At 55.1% G+C, this 19,081-nt stretch carries 18 protein-coding genes; 9 read left to right on the top strand and 9 right to left on the bottom strand.

What is annotated here, in order from left to right; all coding sequences use genetic code 11:
• Positions 1–6: 6 nt before the first annotated feature.
• Positions 7–351: an FkbM family methyltransferase gene (locus J2I48_RS28620; RefSeq protein WP_207333929.1), complete on the bottom strand. Its 345-nt coding sequence runs from the start codon at positions 349–351 to the stop codon at positions 7–9.
• Positions 300–683 (bottom strand): hypothetical protein, encoded by a 384-nt coding sequence (locus J2I48_RS03090; RefSeq protein WP_207333928.1) that lies wholly within the window; start codon positions 681–683, stop codon positions 300–302. Before J2I48_RS03090 ends, J2I48_RS28620 begins: the two co-directional genes overlap by 52 nt.
• Positions 684–861: 178 nt before the next feature.
• Here J2I48_RS03090 and J2I48_RS03085 point away from each other — a divergent pair, with 178 nt between their 5' ends.
• Positions 862–1,935, top strand: coding sequence for a DNA topoisomerase IB (locus J2I48_RS03085; RefSeq protein WP_207333927.1), 1,074 nt, complete (start codon positions 862–864; stop codon positions 1,933–1,935).
• A gap of 72 nt (positions 1,936–2,007) precedes the next feature.
• Here the strand turns inward: J2I48_RS03085 and J2I48_RS03080 are convergent, their stop codons facing one another.
• Complete coding sequence (locus tag J2I48_RS03080; RefSeq protein WP_207333926.1) at positions 2,008–2,805, bottom strand: bacteriorhodopsin-like; 798 nt, start codon at positions 2,803–2,805, stop codon at positions 2,008–2,010.
• 228 nt (positions 2,806–3,033) lie between these two features.
• On the opposite strand from J2I48_RS03080, the gene J2I48_RS03075 reads away from it, so the two are divergent.
• The 3 genes from J2I48_RS03075 (at position 3,034) to J2I48_RS03065 (ending at position 5,644) form a co-directional block, all read left to right on the top strand.
• Positions 3,034–3,654 (top strand): DUF4159 domain-containing protein, encoded by a 621-nt coding sequence (locus J2I48_RS03075; protein ID WP_207333925.1) that lies wholly within the window; start codon positions 3,034–3,036, stop codon positions 3,652–3,654.
• A gap of 109 nt (positions 3,655–3,763) precedes the next feature.
• Positions 3,764–4,744, top strand: coding sequence for an AAA family ATPase (locus tag J2I48_RS03070; RefSeq protein ID WP_207333924.1), 981 nt, complete (start codon positions 3,764–3,766; stop codon positions 4,742–4,744).
• 45 nt (positions 4,745–4,789) lie between these two features.
• Positions 4,790–5,644 carry a DUF58 domain-containing protein gene (locus J2I48_RS03065; protein WP_207333923.1) on the top strand — a complete coding sequence of 285 codons (855 nt, stop codon included), beginning with the start codon at positions 4,790–4,792 and terminating at the stop codon, positions 5,642–5,644.
• A gap of 63 nt (positions 5,645–5,707) precedes the next feature.
• Here the strand turns inward: J2I48_RS03065 and J2I48_RS03060 are convergent, their stop codons facing one another.
• Positions 5,708–6,073 (bottom strand): DUF1304 domain-containing protein, encoded by a 366-nt coding sequence (locus tag J2I48_RS03060; RefSeq protein ID WP_207333922.1) that lies wholly within the window; start codon positions 6,071–6,073, stop codon positions 5,708–5,710.
• A gap of 54 nt (positions 6,074–6,127) precedes the next feature.
• On the opposite strand from J2I48_RS03060, the gene J2I48_RS03055 reads away from it, so the two are divergent.
• From J2I48_RS03055 to J2I48_RS03045, 3 genes are all read left to right on the top strand, one after another.
• Positions 6,128–7,315, top strand: coding sequence for a BatA domain-containing protein (locus tag J2I48_RS03055; protein WP_207333921.1), 1,188 nt, complete (start codon positions 6,128–6,130; stop codon positions 7,313–7,315).
• A 90-nt stretch (positions 7,316–7,405) separates the two neighbouring features.
• On the top strand, positions 7,406–9,682 hold the full coding sequence (locus J2I48_RS03050) for a hypothetical protein (RefSeq protein WP_207333920.1): 2,277 nt from the start codon (positions 7,406–7,408) through the stop codon (positions 9,680–9,682).
• A 185-nt stretch (positions 9,683–9,867) separates the two neighbouring features.
• On the top strand, positions 9,868–11,535 hold the full coding sequence (locus J2I48_RS03045; protein ID WP_207333919.1) for a hypothetical protein: 1,668 nt from the start codon (positions 9,868–9,870) through the stop codon (positions 11,533–11,535).
• A gap of 94 nt (positions 11,536–11,629) precedes the next feature.
• Here the strand turns inward: J2I48_RS03045 and J2I48_RS03040 are convergent, their stop codons facing one another.
• Positions 11,630–12,715, bottom strand: coding sequence for a M42 family metallopeptidase (locus J2I48_RS03040; RefSeq protein ID WP_207333918.1), 1,086 nt, complete (start codon positions 12,713–12,715; stop codon positions 11,630–11,632).
• Between the two features lie 93 nt (positions 12,716–12,808).
• A complete protein-coding gene (locus tag J2I48_RS03035; RefSeq protein WP_207333917.1) occupies positions 12,809–13,801 on the bottom strand; it encodes a glycosyltransferase family 2 protein in 993 nt (330 codons plus the stop codon).
• Between the two features lie 132 nt (positions 13,802–13,933).
• On the opposite strand from J2I48_RS03035, the gene J2I48_RS03030 reads away from it, so the two are divergent.
• Positions 13,934–14,326: a hypothetical protein gene (locus J2I48_RS03030; RefSeq protein WP_207333916.1), complete on the top strand. Its 393-nt coding sequence runs from the start codon at positions 13,934–13,936 to the stop codon at positions 14,324–14,326.
• A gap of 23 nt (positions 14,327–14,349) precedes the next feature.
• Here the strand turns inward: J2I48_RS03030 and J2I48_RS03025 are convergent, their stop codons facing one another.
• Entirely contained in the window at positions 14,350–14,751 is a 402-nt protein-coding gene (locus tag J2I48_RS03025; RefSeq protein WP_207333915.1) for a MaoC family dehydratase, read from the bottom strand.
• Positions 14,752–14,985: 234 nt separating this feature from the next.
• Positions 14,986–17,139 (bottom strand): penicillin acylase family protein, encoded by a 2,154-nt coding sequence (locus tag J2I48_RS03020; RefSeq protein ID WP_207333914.1) that lies wholly within the window; start codon positions 17,137–17,139, stop codon positions 14,986–14,988.
• A 120-nt stretch (positions 17,140–17,259) separates the two neighbouring features.
• Between J2I48_RS03020 and J2I48_RS03015 the strand changes: the two genes are divergently transcribed.
• Positions 17,260–18,027 (top strand): SGNH/GDSL hydrolase family protein, encoded by a 768-nt coding sequence (locus J2I48_RS03015; protein ID WP_229375765.1) that lies wholly within the window; start codon positions 17,260–17,262, stop codon positions 18,025–18,027.
• A 93-nt stretch (positions 18,028–18,120) separates the two neighbouring features.
• On the opposite strand, the gene mazG is transcribed toward J2I48_RS03015, so the two are convergent.
• Positions 18,121–18,954 carry a nucleoside triphosphate pyrophosphohydrolase gene (gene mazG / locus J2I48_RS03010; protein WP_207333913.1) on the bottom strand — a complete coding sequence of 278 codons (834 nt, stop codon included), beginning with the start codon at positions 18,952–18,954 and terminating at the stop codon, positions 18,121–18,123.
• Between the last annotated feature and the right edge of the window lie 127 nt (positions 18,955–19,081).

Genomic DNA, 19,081 nt, shown 5'->3' with positions numbered 1-19,081 from the left:
AGCTATTTATTTTTTAGATAACCGAAAATGCCGTTTCTGCCGACGCAGTTCGAGCCAGGTATTTTTCAATATCAACGCTATTTTTTCATAGCTAGTAATGTCAATAAATTCTTTTTTTACATATACGCTATCGCTTCGGTCTTTATACCAAATGATATAGTTGTTTTTCAACATCCATGCCTTTATTTCGTTGATAAACGGATTGACGTAAAATTTGCCGTGCGTCTCTACGGAAATAACGTTCGGACGGCTGACCATGTATTTTAGCACATACCACTCACTACCCTCAATATCAATGCTTAAGAGGTCAAATTCACCAGTATCGATCTCCGAAAAACGCTTGCAGGGCACTTCAAATGTGTACTGGCATTAACTTTGAAACCATCATTCTCCAGCGCCGGACTCGAGGCCAGGGCTGACACGAATGTGGACGCTTCGGCTTTCGATAATTGCAATACGCCGTTATAATCCCACATGGCAAACGGATAAACGCGTATGTCGTACCCTTTAAAATACGTCTCTATTTCCTTGGCAATAACGGGGTCGGCTTCCACCAGGGTGGCGGATATGCCGTCTCGAATAAAATCGCCAATGTTCGATACAGTAGGTACGTAAACGCCTACTTCACAAACATGATTAAATTTGACTTTTTTTTCCTGAAGGCGTTGATACAGAAGGGTCATCTTGATTGATAAGAAGTTGGCAGGCAGAGGTTTCAGGCCGGCAAGTTAGGCAGCCGAGCGTTACGGCGCGGTACCGGCCTGCCGTGCGAATCTTATTTACCGCGCCAAACTACACCAACTGCCCACCGGTTCTAACAGATGGTCGCCTTTGTACGGCCCGCTTTTCACAACAATCCCTATGAACCTTTTAGCATTGGCCCAGGACCCCGCCAAAGTAGCACGGGCCGCCAAACTTGTCTACGTCAGCGACACCATGCCGGGCCTTTCGCGCCGGGCCAAAGGTGATAAGTATGAATATGTGGACCCCAACGGGCAACTCGTTGACGATGAAGCCACGCTGGAACGAATCCGGCGTATGGCCCTCCCCCCCGCCTACGAGCGCGTCTGGATTTGCCCTAAGCCCAATGGTCATTTGCAGGCCACGGGCGTAGATGCCAAGGGGCGCAAACAGTACCGTTACCATACCAACTGGAACGCCATCAGGAGCGAGACGAAGTTCTATCGGATGGAGGCCTTCGGCGAACAACTGCCCCAACTGCGGAAACGGCTGCACGAAGACTTGCAGCAACCCACACTGTCGCGCGAGAAAGTGATTGCCATTGCTCTTAGCGTGATGGAGCAAACACTGATTCGGGTGGGGAATGCAGCCTACGAAAAAGAGTATGGCTCGTATGGCCTTACTACACTGAAAGACCGCCACGTGAAAGCCACCGACAAAGACGTGCGGTTTAGTTTTAAAGGGAAAAAAGGCATTTATCACGACATCACGCTTCACGACAAACGCCTGGCCAAGTTGGTGAAAGCCTGCCGCGATATTCCGGGAAAAGAGCTTTTCCAGTATATTGACGATGCCAGCGACCGACACCCTATCGACTCCGGGATGGTGAACGAGTACTTGCACGAAACGATGGGTGATGAGTTTTCGGCCAAAGATTTCCGCACTTGGGCCGGCACCACCAACGCCCTGCGACTGCTGGTGGAGTTGGGGCCGTTCACGACCGAAAAAGAAGCCAAAAAGAACGTGAACACCGTGCTCGACGAGGTGTCGCACCGGCTGGGTAACACGCGTACGGTTTGCCGCAAGCACTACGTCCACCCAGAGGTACTCGATGCCTATGAGTGCGCTGATCTGAATCCGTACATACAAAACAAAAATCGCTATCGCCAAACATCACCTTACGGGCTCGACGGCGTGGAGAAATTACTTCTGTCATTTCTGAAAGAACGCACTAAGAAGAATCAAATCAACTGATTAGCAATCTGTTATTCAATAAAAAACCCCCGACCTGCTGGACGGGGGTTTTTTATTGAATAAAGCGTAGCGTTAAACCTTGGCAGGACGACCAGCCGTTTGGCCACTCATGATGCGGTCGCTGATAGCCGATTCGAGGCTGCGCTCGTTTTGGGTCGATGCCATAGCAGCGCTGTAAACAACCAAGCCAAAACCAATCTTGTTGATCGCGTCGGCGATGTTATAGATCAGGTCCAGGTTTAGCCCCATGCCCGACAACAGGTTGCCCGGTAGGGTCATGTAGCCAATTGGGTAAATGGCCCAGCCCACGATGGCGAAGTTACGCAGCAGGCGTACCGCCTTGCTTACCTCCGGGTTCGATGAAGCATCGGCTACTTTCTTCACGTCGCCGGCGGTAGCTTCATAAATCACGCCCAGATAACCCACCGTTGAGATAACACCCCACAGGATGCTCTGCTCTGGGTGGATAGCCTCACCAATATAGCCGGCTACCAGCATTAGCAGTGAGTAGGCCACTAGTTTGTAGAGGGTACTCGCTTTGCCACCGTAAGGTTTGATGAGCAGGTAGAACTCAACGCACATCAGGGGCACGGTCAGCGTCCAGTCGATGTAGCGAAATTGCGTTGGCGAGGTGTGGGTTTCCAGCCACACGCCGCGCATGTAAAAATAGTGAACGGCCGCGATGAACGTGATCAGGCCAGATACCAGCAGCGACGTTTTCCACTTACCGTCTACTTGACTCCGCTCCATAAAGAAGAAGATGGAAGCGGCCAGCATCGACATGTAGCCTGTGAAGAAGGTGAAGCCAACTACGTCACCAGCGGCGAGGTCTGCGGCCAGCACAGACGCGAAATGAAGTACAGTTTGCATAGGAGTACGAGAGATTGTTTGGGGTTTGTTAGGTTTGGTAATACCATCATGACAACCCGTTGAATAAAATTTTTGTTTAACTTTTGTTGAAATTAATTAAACACGGCTAAATCTATATACTATATTTTCTTGGTAAAATACCAAAGCGAGGCCGCCAATTATTCAGGTTCGTGCTTCTGTATTGGAAAAATTAAAGTGCTAATTTTATGCGTTCATCGGCAAAAAAACTTGAAACCGTTTCGATTCACCCGCATTCAATACGCCTCTGGTGACTGGGATACCGATCAGCGAATGCCCGCCAATCTACTGCATTCGTTGATTGAGTACACGACAATACCCGTGGAGGAAACCGAGCGCGTGGTGCAACTAAACAGCACCGATCTGTTCCGCAGCCCATTTTGTTACCTGAGCGGCCATAAACTGGTTGAGTTTTCGACGGTAGAGCGCGACCATTTCAAACGGTATGTGCAAAACGGTGGCTTTGTCTTTGTAGACGACTGCAACCACGACATCGACGGGCTGTTTGCCAAGTCGTTTGAGCAGGAGATGGCTCGTACTTTTGGCCCCAAAGCGTTGCAAAAGATTCCGAACAACCACCCCATCTATACTGCGTTTTTCAAGTTCACCGACGGACCGCCTACCACCAGTTTCGAGCTGAATGGCTGGGGCGATGACTTAGTGCATGACTACCTCAAGGCCATTACCATCAACGGCCGTATTGGGGTGCTTTATAGCAACAAAGACTATGGTTGCGAGTGGGACTATGATTTCCGCAACAAGCGTTTCCTAGCCGAAGACAACACTAAGTTTGGGGTTAATATTGTGACGTATGCATTGACAAGTATTTAACAATGAAGGAACGGAGGAGGGAGAAACGGAGGAAAAGAGTTGACACAGCACAATATGCTTATGCAAGTCCCCTTTCTCCTTTCCTCCCTCCTCCGTTCCTCCCTTTTCTATGAGTCCAGATCATTACAAAGCCCTCGTGGCGAAATTGCCCTTGCTGAAAGCGGAGATTGGCAAGGTCATTATTGGGCAGGAGGAAGCCATCGACGAAGTGATCATTACGCTGCTGGCGGGTGGTCATTGCCTCCTGGAAGGCGTACCAGGCCTAGCTAAAACGCTGTTGGTAAGCACGTTGGCCCGTACGTTGAGCATGTCGTTCAAACGCATTCAGTTTACGCCCGACCTGATGCCCGGCGACATTGTAGGCACCGAGGTGCTGGAAGAAGATCACGAAACAGGCAAGAAATTCTTCCAGTTTAATCGGGGGCCAATCTTTGCCAACATTGTGCTGGCCGATGAGATCAACCGGACGCCGCCCAAGACGCAGGCCGCCCTGCTCGAAGCCATGCAGGAATACAAGGTCACCTACGCAGGCACCGACCATCTGCTGCCCCGGCCTTTCCTGATCATCGCTACGCAAAACCCCATTGAACAGGCGGGAACGTACCCACTCCCCGAAGCCCAACTCGACCGGTTCCTGCTCTACATCCGCCTCGGCTACCCCTCGGAACAGGAAGAACTCGCCGTCCTCCGCGCCACTACCGGCACCGACAAGCCGGTGTTAAACACGATTCTAACCGATAATGACGTACATGATTTACAGACCTTGACCCGTCAAGTATTCATCTCCGACGAACTGCTGACGCTGGTAAACCGCCTCGTCCGCAATACCCGCCCGGCGGATAGCCCAGTAGCGTTTGTAAAGCAGTGGTGCGACTGGGGGGCTGGTCCCCGCGCTGGTCAGGCCCTGATCCTGTGTGCCAAAGCCCGCGCCGTACTCAACGGCCGCTTCTCGGTCATTCCCGACGACATCCAAAAGCTGGCTTACCCCGTGCTCCGCCACCGCCTTGCTCTCAACTTTCGCGCTGATTCAGAAGGCATTACCACAGATGGTGTGATTTCGGCAGTGGTAAATGAATTAAGAATGGCATAGCTAACCATCGTAAATACCGTGTAGAAAGGACATTCCTGATTCTCAATGACCCCTCCCCTCGATTTTATTCGCATCAATAATCTGCCACTGGTGGGGCAATTGATTAGCGACGAGCTGACGCTGGGCCTGCATCGCAGTCGCCGGAATGGCGTGGGCGTGGAGTTTGCGCAGTTTCGGGCGTACCAACCCGGCGATGATCCCAAACGGATCGACTGGAAGCGGTATGCCCAAACGGGTAAGCATCTGGTGCGCGAGTCAGAGACGGAGAGCAGTCAGCAAGTGCGGCTGCTGCTCGACCTGTCGGGGTCAATGAACTACGCCGAAGGCCCCGTGCGGCGGCTCGACTACGCGAAGGTGCTGCTGGCAGCGGTGGCCTACATTGCTAACCGGCAGGGCGACCAACTAAGTCTCCATAGTGTTCGGGAGGGGCAGGTAGAGGCGCTGGTGCCCGTCGGCAAACAGGCCTTCCAGAAAGTGCTAGGCACATTGGCGGGGCTGACGGCAGGGGGAAGCTGGCCCGCCGAGCCGCCCGCGTTTCCGATACCGCAACGCAACCAACGCGAGTTGCTGGTGCTGGTGTCGGACCTGTTGCAGCTCAACGACGAGTGGATTACACTGCTCAGACAGGCCGCCACACCCCGCCGCGAGATTCTGCTGATTCAGGTGCTGGGGCAGCAGGAGGTCGATTTTAATCTCAGCGGCTTCTATCAATTCCAGGATTTAGAAACAGACCAATCTGTTGAGGTTCAGGCCGATACCGTTCGCAACCAGGTTCAGCAGGCAGCCACCGCCTACTTCGATCAGTTAACCAGTCAGCTTCATCTGCCCCACCTCCGCCACGTCCGCGCCCTCCTCACCGATCCCCCCGCGTTGGTCCTGCGTGAACTGCTGGCCGTTTAGTCATTGGTCATTCGCTGCGCTGTCATTGGTCATTCGTTGTATCCAGCTACGAATGACCAATGACTAAACGGCCAGCAGCAGCGCCAGGGTGATTAGGGCGGGGAGGCCCTGCATCAGAATGATCCGTTTGCTGGCCGAATAGCCACCGTAGAGTGCGGCCACAATAACGCAGGACAGAAAGAAAATGGCCACGTTTTTCTGCCAGGTAGGGTCAGTAATCAGCAATGCCCAGAGCAGGCCAGCAGCCAGAAAACCGTTGTATAGCCCCTGGTTGGCAGCCAGGACTTTAGTTGGTTCGAAGAGATCCGGGCGGAGAGAGCCTTTAAAGACTTTCGGGCCGCGGGTGGTCCAGGCAAACATTTCCAGCCAGAGAATGTAAAGATGTTCAATGGCTACCAGGGCGATAAAAATTTTCGTTACGATGTGCATGAGCGTGAATTGGTTTGGTGTAATATCGGATTGAATACCTGAAAATGCTCGACGATGACGTTTCTTAATCCGGTCCTGCTGTGGGGAATACTGGCCATAGCAGTGCCTATTGCGCTGCATTTCTGGCATCAGCAGCGGGCCAGACCCATGCCGTGGGCTATGCTGCGCTGGCTCGAAACGCCCACCCAGCCCCCCAAACGTGGGTTGAGGTTCGACAATTTGCTGCTGCTGGTGTTGCGCTGCCTGCTGCTCGTTGTATTGGCCTGTCTGCTGGCCCGGCCCATCTGGCCCGGTAAAAAGACAGCTACGCCTGCCCAGCAAGTGCATTTGGTGGAACCCAACAGGCAACTGGTCAGCATGTATCGGTTTGAACTGGCGCAGGCCCAACAACGGGACGAACGACTTTTCTGGGCCACCCAGCCCCTTTCGATAATTACCGCGCTGGATGAGTTGCCGCCATCGCCGCCCCTGAATCCACTCGCCCTGCAAGCGGTTATCGACGAAGCCACCGCCCCGCAAGCCAACCTACACCTGTACCTGCGCAACTCGTCGGTATGGGTCAATGGACCCGCTTTTCAGGTGCCTAAACCATTTTTTCTCCACCCTGCCAATAGCGCTACGGAAAATCCATCGTCCCACATAGCGCTGCCTTCGGGCAAAGTGTTAACCCTTGCCGATAATGGTCGCTTGGCGGTTACGAATGCTACCACAACCAAAGCAGTGACTACAGCGCCTATCCGGGTGCTGGTGCAGTTAGGCGAGGCCGCCGAACGGGCTTCTGTCCTGGCCGCGCTGGGTGCACTCACGCAGGTGTACGGCTTAACATATCAACTTGACGAACAGTCAATTACCAATAAATCATACACCTGGATCATCACCGACAGGTCCATTACAAGCCCCAACCCAGCTACTGTTTACACCCTTGTTGGCCAGCCCCTGCGTACCGATTGGTCCAACGTGCAGTACCTGCCTGGACCGCTCACCATCCGGTCCAACGCCGACATAGCCAATGGGCAGTTGCCCGAGCAGTTGGGAATGCAGTTGCTCAGCGGCCTAGGCCTCACTAGCCAGCCAACTCCGCTTAGTCAGCAGGCATTTGCGGCCTTATTTCAGCCCGCCATCAGTGATCAGTCCCCCACCTTACCCACCGCCCATCCCAGAAATGCAGGTCAAAAAGCCCTCCTCATATTATTTTTAAGCCTTCTACTGGCCGAACGATGGTTAAGTAGGCGTGGAGCGTAGGGCAGGGAGCGTGGAATTGAGGGGGTAATAGCATTCCCAACCTGACACCACGCCCTCTGCCCTACGCTCTCTGCCCTCTGCTCCTCAACTATGGAATCGCTTCATCAACTCATACGGTCTATTACCACGCAGTTATATGCCAACAGCTGGCTGAAGGCCGTTTTTGTTGGTGTATCGGTGGGGCTGTTGCTAGCGTTGCGGCCCGCTTCTACAGGTATCATTGTTGGCCTATCCCTGACTGCTACAGCCTTGACAGCCTGGCGGTTAGACGCTTTCTATCCACAGCGACAAGCGGCCATTGCATTGTTACACCGCACCCTGGGCCACACCGAATATAGCTTGCCCCTGCTCACCAAGCCTAACCCCAACATGGCCGAACAGTTGCAGCTCGACCGACTGGGCAAACGGGCTGCGCAACTGCCCAAACCGTTTGTACTACTGCAAAACCTGCGCCCCTACGCCCTGCTCCTGCTGGCTTCTCTGGCCCTTTTCGCCCTGATCAACGTCCAACCGGCCCCCTCACGCAAGGCAATCGGGAGAACAACAACAGAAGACAGCAAACTGAAAACTGTAAACAGAACCTTCCCCCCCACCTTCCGTTCGGCGAACTTGCAGGTTCAACCGCCAGCCTACACGGGTTTACCCACGCGCAACACGACCGATTTGAACGTGACGGCCTACGTAGGGTCGGTGTTGCGGTGGCAGGTGCAGCTTAGCCAAGCAGACCGGGTGCGGGTAGTGCTGGTCAACAACCGGGGGGGCGAACTAGCCTTTGCACAGCAGAAAGGGGCTTTTTCGTATCAAGACCGCGTGCTTAACTCAGGCCTGTATGCCATCCGGGCCTACTGGACGACGCCAAAGCAACGCGACTCGCTGGTGTACCAGTCCGACTTTTACCGCCTCGAAGCCCAGCCCGATACGCCACCCGTGATTCGGCCCACGTCGAAAGAGCTGCACCGGTTTCATCGCCTGGGCGAACCTATGCAACTACGGGTGCAGGCCCAGGTGTCCGACGATTTCCGGGTGCGGGGGGCCTACATTGTAGCTACGTTGGCGAGGGGGTCGGGCGAAAATGTCAAGTTTCGGGAGAGCCACTTTCCGGTAACGCCACCGTCGGGCAGCGGGCCGTTTACGTCGGCGCTGCTGAGTCATACGCTCGATCTGGCCAAACTGGGTTTTGCTCCCGGCGACGAATTATACTACTACTGGGCCGCCATCGACAACCGCATCGGAGCGGCGAACCGCCCGGAGCCGCAACTGACCAAGTCAGACACCTACTTCGTAGTCTTCAAAGACACTACCCAGACCGACGACGCCGAACTGGCTACGATGGCGGTGAACATCATGCCCGAATACTTCCGCAGTCAGCGGCAGATTATTATCGACACCGACAAGCTCATTGCCCGCAAAAAGCGGCTGACCAAAACGGCGTTCAACAGTGAATCGAATGAGATTGGTTTCGACCAAAAAGTGCTCAGGCTGCGCTACGGGCAGTATTTGGGCGAAGAATTCGAGAATCAGATTGGCGGCCACAGCCCCCTGGCCGACAACGACGCCGACTTGCTGGCGGGCTTTGAGCACCGCCACGACACCCAGAAAGATCCTGGAGGCGGCGAGGCATCTCCGGCACCCAAAGAAGCGCATCACGACGATCACCACGCCGAAGCAGGGCACGACCATGATCACGGCGGTGCCAATGGCCCCGCCACCGGGCAGGAACAAGACCCCCTGGCCGCGCTGATGGAGCAATACGTGCACAACCACGATAACGGCGAGGTGAACACGTTTTACGAGCAGTCGACGCGGAGCCTGCTGAAAATGGTGCTGGAACAGATGTGGCAGTCGGAGTTACACCTGCGCCTATACGAGCCTGAATTGGCCCGACCGTTTGAACAAAAAGCACTGGAATACCTGAAGCTGGCACAACAAAAAGCCCGTGCTTACGCTAAAAAGAGCGGTTACGACCCGCCCCCGCTGAAGGAAAAAGAAACCCGGCTCACGGGCGAACTCAAAAACGTAGCCACCAGAAACCGGCTGGCGCGGCAATACCGCAACCTGCCCACGGCCACGCTGGTAGCCGAAGTGCTGGGCTATGTGTCGCTACCCAAACTAACCCCCGCACAGCGCCAGACGATAGGGCAACTAAGCCTAGCGCTGAGTGGCCCACTGTTGCAAAGCGGCCTGACCAACTGGTCGGTGCTGGCGCAGTTACAGCAGCTAGCCGCAGGTAAAACCTTGACACCCAACGCTATTGATCAACTACAAAGCCGACTGGCCGCATTCGCCAACCAAACTACGGTGGGCAGCCGGTCGGGTATGGTGTCGGAAAAGAAATTAGAAAACGCTTTCTGGCAAAGGCTGGAGTGATGGGTTAAGTGTAGTACTGAGTGCTGTCAGGTCGGAATGCCGCACCATCCTAACCTGACGGAACGTGGGTCCCCCGACCCGGCGTATTTCAACCAGCTACTTTTCTACGCCGGGTCGGGGGACCCGCGTTCCGTCAGGTTAGGATGGTGCGGCATTCCGACCTGACAGCACTCACCCCATCAACAATGACCCTCCCTCCCATCGACTGGACAACGCCTTGGCCCTGGCTTATTTCCGCATTACTGTTAGCCCTGTTGTTCTTCTCTTTGTGGCGAATCAGTAAAGAAACCAATTTGTCAGCGGGGCGCAGAGCAGTGCGCGTTGGGCTGCATGTGTTGCTGTTTTTGAGCTTGCTAGGCCTGTTTCTACAACCCCGCTGCCGTAGTCAACTTCCCGCCGGACGGGTGTTGCTGGTGGCCGATGAGGCTCTGGGTATGGAGATTCCCAACGAGGCCATTCGCCGGGTGCAGGACAGCCTGCATATTCGCCAAATCATCATGGCGCAGGCGTTTCGCGGGGCAACCGATTCGGTAGTATTGCTGGGGCAGGCTTTTCCCGACAACATACTGGCGCAATTGACTAAGCAGGTGGTGACGTGGGTGCCCTATGCGGCAGCGGGTCAGTTGCAGAGTCTGCGTTGGCAGGGTATTGTGCCGCTGGGTCAGTCCCAGACAATCAGTGGGCAAATCGGTACGACAAAAGCGGACGTGTTACGGGTTCGACTTGGCCAACGTACGCTCGACAGCACCTGGCTGACAACTGGTAATCAAGACTTTATACTAAACTATCCGGTTTTTGCACTAGGCCGAAACAGCCCGACGCTCTGGCTCGGCAACACCCTACTCGACACGCTCCATTTTGTTGTCCGGCCCACCGCCCGTATGCGCATCCGGTTTGTGCTCACCGCCCCCGATTTCGAGACGCGCACCCTCGCCGACTGGCTGGGGCAGCAGGGGCATCAGGTTGAACTGACCAGCACACTGTCGAAAGGAATCGGTAGTTCGCTGGCCATCAACAGCGCAGTTTCGGCCAAAAATACCCCGCCCGATCTGGTCATTACGGATCCAGGCAACGTGACTAATAGATTGGTAACCAATACTTTATCAACGGACAAGAGTGTGCTGGTGTTGAACGTGAGTCAGGCTGACGCTGATGTGGCCGCCGTAAACCGGGCCTTGCATACGCGCTGGCAACTGCGGCGGGTGCCGGGCAAAGACACCCTGCACATTGGCCCCGTACTCACGGCCCTCCCCTATCGCTTTGTGCTCACCAATCGGCTGCTGCCCGTGCCGGGCTATCCGGTTGCCGTTCAGCCCTCTACCGGCCGGGTGGCTCTATCGCTATTAACCGAAACTTTTCCCCTCCGTCTAAGCGGCGACAGCGTAGCCTATAACCGGCTTTGGCTGTCAATACTGGCTCAATTACAGCCTACATCGACCAATAATCTGACCATAGAAGCGCCTGTTTATCAGCACCTTCCGGCCGAAATAACGCTCAACAACCCAACCGTCGTCCCTGCTCGTCTGCGCATCGGCAATGACACCATAAACCTGCGCCCCGCGCCGCTCAACACCCGATCCTGGACCGGCACCATCCGACCGGCACAACCTGGCTGGCAACCGTTGCAAGACACACTGGCGGTCTATGTCTACGCCACTGAGCCAAACCGAGCGGGGGCGTTGGGGCCGTTGAGCCAACGCCAAAAGACAGCGGCGGTAGCACTTGCCCACCGCCGCTATGATGTCAGTCGCCCCGCCGAAGCCCGTTTCGTCGAAAAAGAACTACCCGACTGGGCGTGGTTTATCTTGATTACCAGCTTGCTAGTAGCAATCTGGGTGGAGCCGAAAGTATGAGATAAGTGGTAAGTGATGAACGGTAAGTGGTAAGTGGCTGACGCTTCTTATTTATGCGTCAGCCACTTACCACTTACCGTTCATCACTTACCACTTATTTTATATACCTGAAATCCTCGTTACCCTTCAGCGTCAGTAGTACGCTGTACATCAGCCGAATAACAGCTTGAACATCTTCCTGATGCACCGTCTCTACGGTGGTGTGCATGTACTTCAGCGGCAGCGAGATCAGGGCCGAAGCTACCCCTTCGGCGGCGTAGGCAAAAGCATCGGTGTCGGTGCCGGTAGATCGGCTCACGGCCTGCCGCTGAAACGCAATGTCGTGCGTGTCGGCCACGTCGATCATGAAATCGAGGAGGTTATTCTGCACAGCGGGGCCGTAACAAAGTACCGGGCCGCCCCCGCATTTCAGGTCGCCCTGTTCTTTCTTATCGTACTTCGGTGACTGCGTATCGTGCGTTACGTCGGTGCAGATAGCGATGTCGGGGCGGAGGCGGTGGGCGATCATTTCAGCCCCGCGCAGGCCGATTTCTTCCTGCACCGCGTTGACGACGTAGAGCGTGAAGGGCAGTTTGACTCCATTCTCCTTCAGCTGACGGGCCACTTCGGCAATCATGAACCCACCCATGCGGTTGTCGAGCGCCCGACCCACAAAGTAGCGGCCGTTCATCTCGGTCAGGCCATCCACAAACGTGCAGACGGTGCCTACGTGAATACCCATGGCCAGCACTTCATCTTTGGTGGCCGCGCCCACGTCGATAAACAGGTCGGTCACTTTGGGGGCGGTGTCTTTGGCTAGGTCACGCACATGAATGGCGGGCCAGCCAAATACACCCTCGACTACGCCCTGCTTGGTGTGCAGATTCACGCGCATAGAAGGTGCAATGAGGGCATCCGAACCACCGTTGCGCCGCACGTAGAGGTAACCATCGTCGGAGATGTAGTTCACAAACCACGATATCTCGTCGGAATGAGCCTCAATGACCACTTTGTAGTCTTTGGTGGGTGAGGCCGGATCAGCGTGGATTACGCCCACTGCCGTGCCGTAGGTATCAACGATGTACTCGTCAATGTAGGGTTTGAGGTAATCGAGCCAAAGCTGCTGCCCCGACGATTCAAAGCCCGTGGGCGAGGCGTTGTTAAGGTAGGCGTAAAGAAACGCCCTACTAGTCTCAGTCATAGGATAGGGGAATATTGGATGTTAAACACTAACTGGTAGACGCTGGACATTGAACTTCTTGCTCCAATATCCAGCGTCTACCAGTTTGTGTCGTCACACCTTAAAAAAGCGGTTTTGATTGAAGAGGGTCGCCCAGAAGAAACGGCTAAATATACCGACTTGTTGGGCAAACGCCCGCTGATTTGTTAGCTCACTGAACAGGGGCTTACCCTGCCGGAGGTTAATACTTATCTTCCAGCCGTAAACAATGGGCACGAGGGTATAGTAGTGGATCATCAGGAGCAAATAGGCCCCCGCGCCGTACTGTTTGCGTATCCAGAGCAGGTTAGACAATTGCATCTGCGTCTTAAACCGGTTGATGAACGTGACCTTCCGGGTGGCGTTGCTGATATCGCTGCCGTATTCGAGGTGCACAAAAAAGCCGTCGTGGAGCACCAGCATCCGCCCTTGTTTGCCTAGTCGCCAGCACCATTCTACGTCTTCGCCATACATAAAAAATCGCTCGTCGAAACCACCTGTTTGCCCGATGGTGGTTTGGCGGGTCATCAGAAACGCACCAATAATCCAGTCTACCTGGTTGGGGTCGGCGTAGTGGCTATCGGGAAAAATCCGGTTGAGCCAGCGTTCGGGCAGGATGTAGCAGAAGCGCCGCAACTGGGCAAACCGGGTGAACAGTTGCGGGTGTACCTGCCCCTCGCGGTTGATCTGCATGGCCCCCACCGCTGCCACATCGGCCTGTTGATCAAGTAGTTGTGAACAGCGAGAGATTAGATCATCCACCAGTAGAGTATCGGAGTTGAACAGCAGGACGTTACGGCCCCGCGCCTGTTTCATACCGAAATTATTGGCCCGCCCAAAGCCCGCGTTATACCCCATATCGAACCAGCGCACCTGCGGAAACTGCGCTTCCGGAAACGCCCCCCGCACAAGGCTTTCGCTATTGTCGCCCGATTCATTGTCGACGATAATGACCTCAACCGAAACGCCCTGCGTGTGCTCGAACACCGAATGCAGGCAGTCGATAATGAGTTGTGGCGTTTTGTAATTGACAATGATAATCGAAACGTCGGGGGTGGCAGTGGGCATGGAGTACGCGAAAAATCGGGTTAAAAGTAGTGAAGCGAGAAGATTTAGCGTTTATAGAGTGCTAACTTCATCTTTTTCCAACCGTTTCAACTGTTGGCGAGTCTTTACTAACAGACATATAACCCAACTTCTATGCAACGTGTCAGCAACTATTTCTTCCTGCCCGCCATACTGTTAATGGCCTTCAGCTGCGAAAAAACCGTAGCCCCCGAGCAGACGACATCAATTGAGCAAAAAGCGTTGTTGGTTGGCAATGGGCTACCCGCCGATGGGTGTGGTGCGCATTTGGTCATCAACCTCAACGCCGCCAACGACGAGGGCACCACAGTACTGCCCACAGAAGCCACGCGCCCACTCTTCGACAAAGCCATTGCCGACGAGGAGGCTAAACAGGCCAACGGTTTTTGGATGGGTCAGAAACTCGTAACAGTCCGTTACACCCCTACCACCGGCACAGGCACGCTGGAATGCGGCTGGGGTAAACGGAGTACCGTTCAGCTGGTGGCGCTGACGTCGCTTCAATGAGCAGACAACAAGCGTAACCATCGCTATATCTTCTCCTTATGCATGAGTGTAGCCACGCCCTTTGTGGTTACCTTTTGGGTGTGCATGTCCCGAATTTCGCCGAAAATGTGGGCGATATGCTTCTGAGGATCAACCTGTTGTACGGTGAATGTGACCTCATAATCGGTGTCGACAAACATGGGGCGCAAAAACTCCAGCGTTTGCCCCAGATACACCGACCCATAACCAGGGAATTCGGTGCCCAGCACTTTCGTGAAAATACTGGCCCCCAGCATACCGTGCATGATGGGGCGTTTGAAGGGCGTTTGCGCCGCAAAATCGGCGTCGAGGTGCAGCGGATTATTGTCGCCCGTGACGCGGGCAAAAGCTTCTACGTCGGCCTGCGAAAACCGAAACGCGTGGGTGTGAGTGTCGTTGATTTGCATGAGGGCAAAGGTAAGTTTGTAGTTGGTGGTTTGTAGTTTGTGGTTGCTTCGCGCCCTAGTGGGCTTCGCGAGGTAAATTGCTGACGCGAGGCCCTTCGACAGGCTCAGGGTGACAGGGTACTAGAACAATGTTCTTGAGTTGATTCAACATTGTTGTCACCCTGAGCCTGTCGAAGGGCACGTAGCGCGAAGCCCACTAGAGCGCGAAGCAACCACAAACTACAAACCACCAACTCACTTCTCCCCCGGATGGTACACCCGCTTTGCGCTATCTAAAACCGCTTTTTTATCCAGCGTCATGGGCTTGGTTTTCATCTGGATGAACAGGTCCATTTGGTCCGTGAAATGGGGGCTGTCGGGGTTGGCCGAGGCACCGAAGCAGTTGACGGTTTCGATGGCGGGCAAGCCCGTTTTCGGAAATTTCACCAACATAATATACGACTCACCGTTGGTGCTGTGTACGCGCCCCGTTTGGCCGGTGGGGGTTTTGTAGGGTCCGGAATAGATAGACGCCAGCACGTCGGGCAGGCCCCAGATGGGGATGGCCCGGTTGCCCCGCGCATGTTGCTGGTACTCGCCAAGCGTAATACTCTCTTTGTTGAAGTGCTTCTTTATGAACGACTTAGCGTAGCGAAGGCTCTCTACGCACTGCTCTGGCGTGAGCGCAGGTTTAGGAACAGGCACGTCTTTGAGCTTATTGTTCCAGTAGTGGTAGACCACTAGAAACAAGCCCGCGCCGGGGCTATCGACGGTGCCTTTCCGGTCCCAGGCGTTTAGCATCTGTATCTGCTCACGGATGTCGGGATACGCATCGGGCGAGAGAGCGAAGAGGGCGTTGGCGTCGGGACCGGCGGCGTAGGATAGTTTCTGCGGCAGTTGCAGGTCGTATTTAATCCGTTTGAAATCGGCATAGCTCACTTTATCCAGCGGGGCAATCAACTCACCGAATCGAACACTGCGGTTGGTATTAAACCGTTCATAGCCAATGGTTTGATCGAACTGCTCAGGCTTCAGGTTGTCGGCGGGGCCGGTGGCGTAGAAGGGTGTGTTGTTCATGTTGAACACATAGCCGCTCGGCGGGTTCACGTAGGCAGGGAAATCGCTCAGTGAGTGAAACTGCGTCCAGAGCGTGCGCGAGGTGTTGCCCGGCAAAGTACCTGCCCAGTTGTAGGCCGGATCGCGGCGGGGGATCTTGCCGTTGCTCACATAATAGATGGTGTCGGCGTCAGCATAAACGATGTTAAAGCCCGGAATAGCGGTGGGTTCCAGCGCTTTACGAAACTCTGAAAACGAGCGCGCCTTATTCATCCGGTACCATTGCTCCAGCCCGCGCAGTTCCTGATTGGCCCCCAGCCGCAGGGCAAAAACCGAGACGTCGGACCGTCCCCGTTTGGTCACGATAGTAGGCCCGTAGACGCTGTAATAGGCTTTTCGACCAATGGCAACCGGGATACCTTTGATGTGCAGCTTCACCTTCTTCACTTCGAGCGGTACCCATTTTCCGTCGAAGAAATACTGGCCGGGGTGTGCCTTGTCGGTCTGAAGCTGGTAGGTGTCGATCTTATCTTGGTAGTTGACCGTATGCGCCCAGCCGAGGTGTTCATTAACGCCGTGGAAGATAGTGACACCCCCCGGAAATAGCCCGCCCAGGATGTTCCAGCCCTGTTCGGAACACAGGTGCGCCTCGTACCACGCCACCGGCCCTTCCAGCGGCTGATGCGAGTTGATAGCCAGCAGCGCCTGCCCCTCGGTGGTTTTGCTGGGGTGAATGGCAAAGGCGTTCGAGCCGGGAAACGACGTTTCGTTCAGGGCCTCACCCAACCAGTCGGACTGGTTTTGTTTCCGGGCCGGGCGGTGGGCCGTAGCAGGCGTACCAAAATCGATGGTGGGGGTGCGGCCCGCGTAGATGGCCTTCAGCGCCCCTTCAAGCCCCGAAATCATGGATAGCGACAGCACCGACGTTTTCAGGTAGTCGTTGAGCGTGAACGGAAACGCCCGTTTATCCAGCACCTGTTCGGGGTGGGCACGGGCGAAATCGTTGATACCCTGCAAGTAGCCTTCCACTACCGCCTGGAAATCGGGCGATAGGGCGGGGCCTTTCGTGTTGGCCACCAGCTCGCCCGCGTGGATCAGTTCTACCACATAGTCGGCGGCGGCACCGGTCTTGCCCAACTGCCTGCCCAGCAGCCCTTTGGCGGGTAGCATGAGGTATTGAATGGTCTTGAAATTATCTTCGGCATGGGCCCAGGCAAGGCCGTAGGCCACTTCCGGGTCTGTTTTAGCGAAAATATGCGGCACCCCGTAGGCATCCCGCGCTATGGTGACGTTGGCCGGATTGATTTGCGCGAAAGTGGGTAGGGTGAGCAGGAGCAGGAAAAGGTAGCGCATCGGGGTTAGGGGTTTTTGTGTAGGGGCAGCCCATAGTGGCCGCCCGACGGGCGTCAGCAATACGGCAAAAAGCATCTATCAAGGCCAGTTTCGCCGTAAGTTAGCGCAAACATACCAGCCATGATACGTCCTCTTTCGGCCGTCTTCGGCGGCCTTTGTCTGCTGCTGACCGTATCCTGTGCACAGCCCACTCCGCCTGATGCTCCGGCGCTGCCTGCCCAGCCTACGCCACCAATGCCGACCACAACCACCCCACCCAACACCGTGACCCCTTCACCAACAGCCACTACGTTCCGCTACCTGGCCCTGGGCGATTCCTACACCATTGGCGAAAGTGTGGGCGAGGCCGACCGTTGGCCCGTGCAACTGGCCGGACTGGTTCGTGCCAAAGGCGTTAACCTGGCAAACCCCACCATCATTGCCCGCACCGGCTGGACCACCGCCGAACTCGCCGACGCCATTGCCTCGTCGGGCAATACCAACACCTACGATCTGGTGTCGCTGTTAATTGGGGTCAATAATCAGTATCGGGGGCAGGATATTGAACGGTACCGCACCGAGTTCCGGCAGTTGCTACAAACGGCCATCCGCTTTGCCAACGGCCGTTCTGAGCGCGTGGTGGTACTGTCTATTCCCGACTGGGGACAGTCGCCTTACGCCAAAGACCGTGACCGCAATCTCATTGGCAATCAGATCGATACGTTCAACAATACGGCCAAACAAAGCTGCGAACAAGCCAGCGTCACCTTCATCGACATCACCGATCTTACCCGAAAAGCAGGCACCGACGCCACACAGTATGCCCCCGACGGCCTTCATTATTCCGGCCTGCAAATGCGCCTCTGGGCCGAGGAGGCCGTGGGGGTTGTGGTGGGGAGGCTGAAGTGATGTACGATGTACGAATTACGATTTTTGCTTACGCCAGCGTAATTATGCTCTGGCGTCAGCAAAAATCGTAATTCGTACATCGTACATCGTAAATCACTTCTTCTTTGCCTCTTCCCAGTACACGTCCATTTCGGCGAGGGTCATCTCGTGGAGGGCTTGTCCATTGGCGCGGGCGCGGTCTTCGAGGTACTGGAAACGTTTGATGAACTTTTTGTTGGTGCGTTCCAGGGCCGTTTCGGGGTTGAGGTTCATAAACCGGGCGTAGTTGACGAGCGAAAACAGCAGGTCGCCAAACTCACCTTCGGCTTTGGCAGGGTCGATGGCCTCAACGTCTACGTTATATTCAGCCTGGAACTCCTGCATCTCTTCTTCTACTTTGGCCCACACCTGCGCCGGTTCGTCCCAGTCGAACCCGGCACCGCGGGCTTTTTCCTGAATACGCATGGCCTTCACCAGCGCAGGCAGCGACTGCGGCACCCCGCCCAACACCGATTTGTTGCCTTCTTTTAGCTTCAGTTGCTCCCAGTTGGCCTTTACCTGCTCTTCGGTGTCGGCTACCACCTTGTTGCCGTGCACGTCGCCATAAATATGCGGGTGGCGGCTGATGAGCTTTTCCGAAATACCGTTGAGCACGTCGGCCACGTCGAACCGTTGCGGATCATTTTCGGGGGCTTCGGAACCTATTTTGCTGTAAAAAACCATGTGTAGTATCAGGTCGCCGATCTCTTTTTTGATCTCATTGCGGTTGCCTTCCAGAATCGCATCCGAGAGCTCGTACGTCTCTTCAATGGTCAGGTGGCGCAGCGTTTCCATCGTCTGCTTACGGTCCCAGGGGCATTGTTCGCGCAGTTCGTCCATGATGGTGAGCAGGCGATTAAACGCCATCAGTTGCTCCTGACGGCGGGCAGGCAGGTGATCGAAAGTCATGCAACGAAGATACTAGATTCGTAAAGAGCGAAAGGGTGAATGAGCGAAAGAGTGAACAGCCTTGCATTGGTACGGGTTGGTAGAATGCTGACTGGACATTTCGCTCTTTCGCTCATTCGCTCTTTCG

The sequence above is a fragment of the Fibrella aquatilis genome, from assembly GCF_017353255.1.
GTDB lineage: Bacteria > Bacteroidota > Bacteroidia > Cytophagales > Spirosomataceae > Fibrella > Fibrella aquatilis.
The sequence above is the reverse complement of the archived record's forward strand: the minus strand, read 5'-3'. Positions and strand labels throughout refer to the sequence as shown.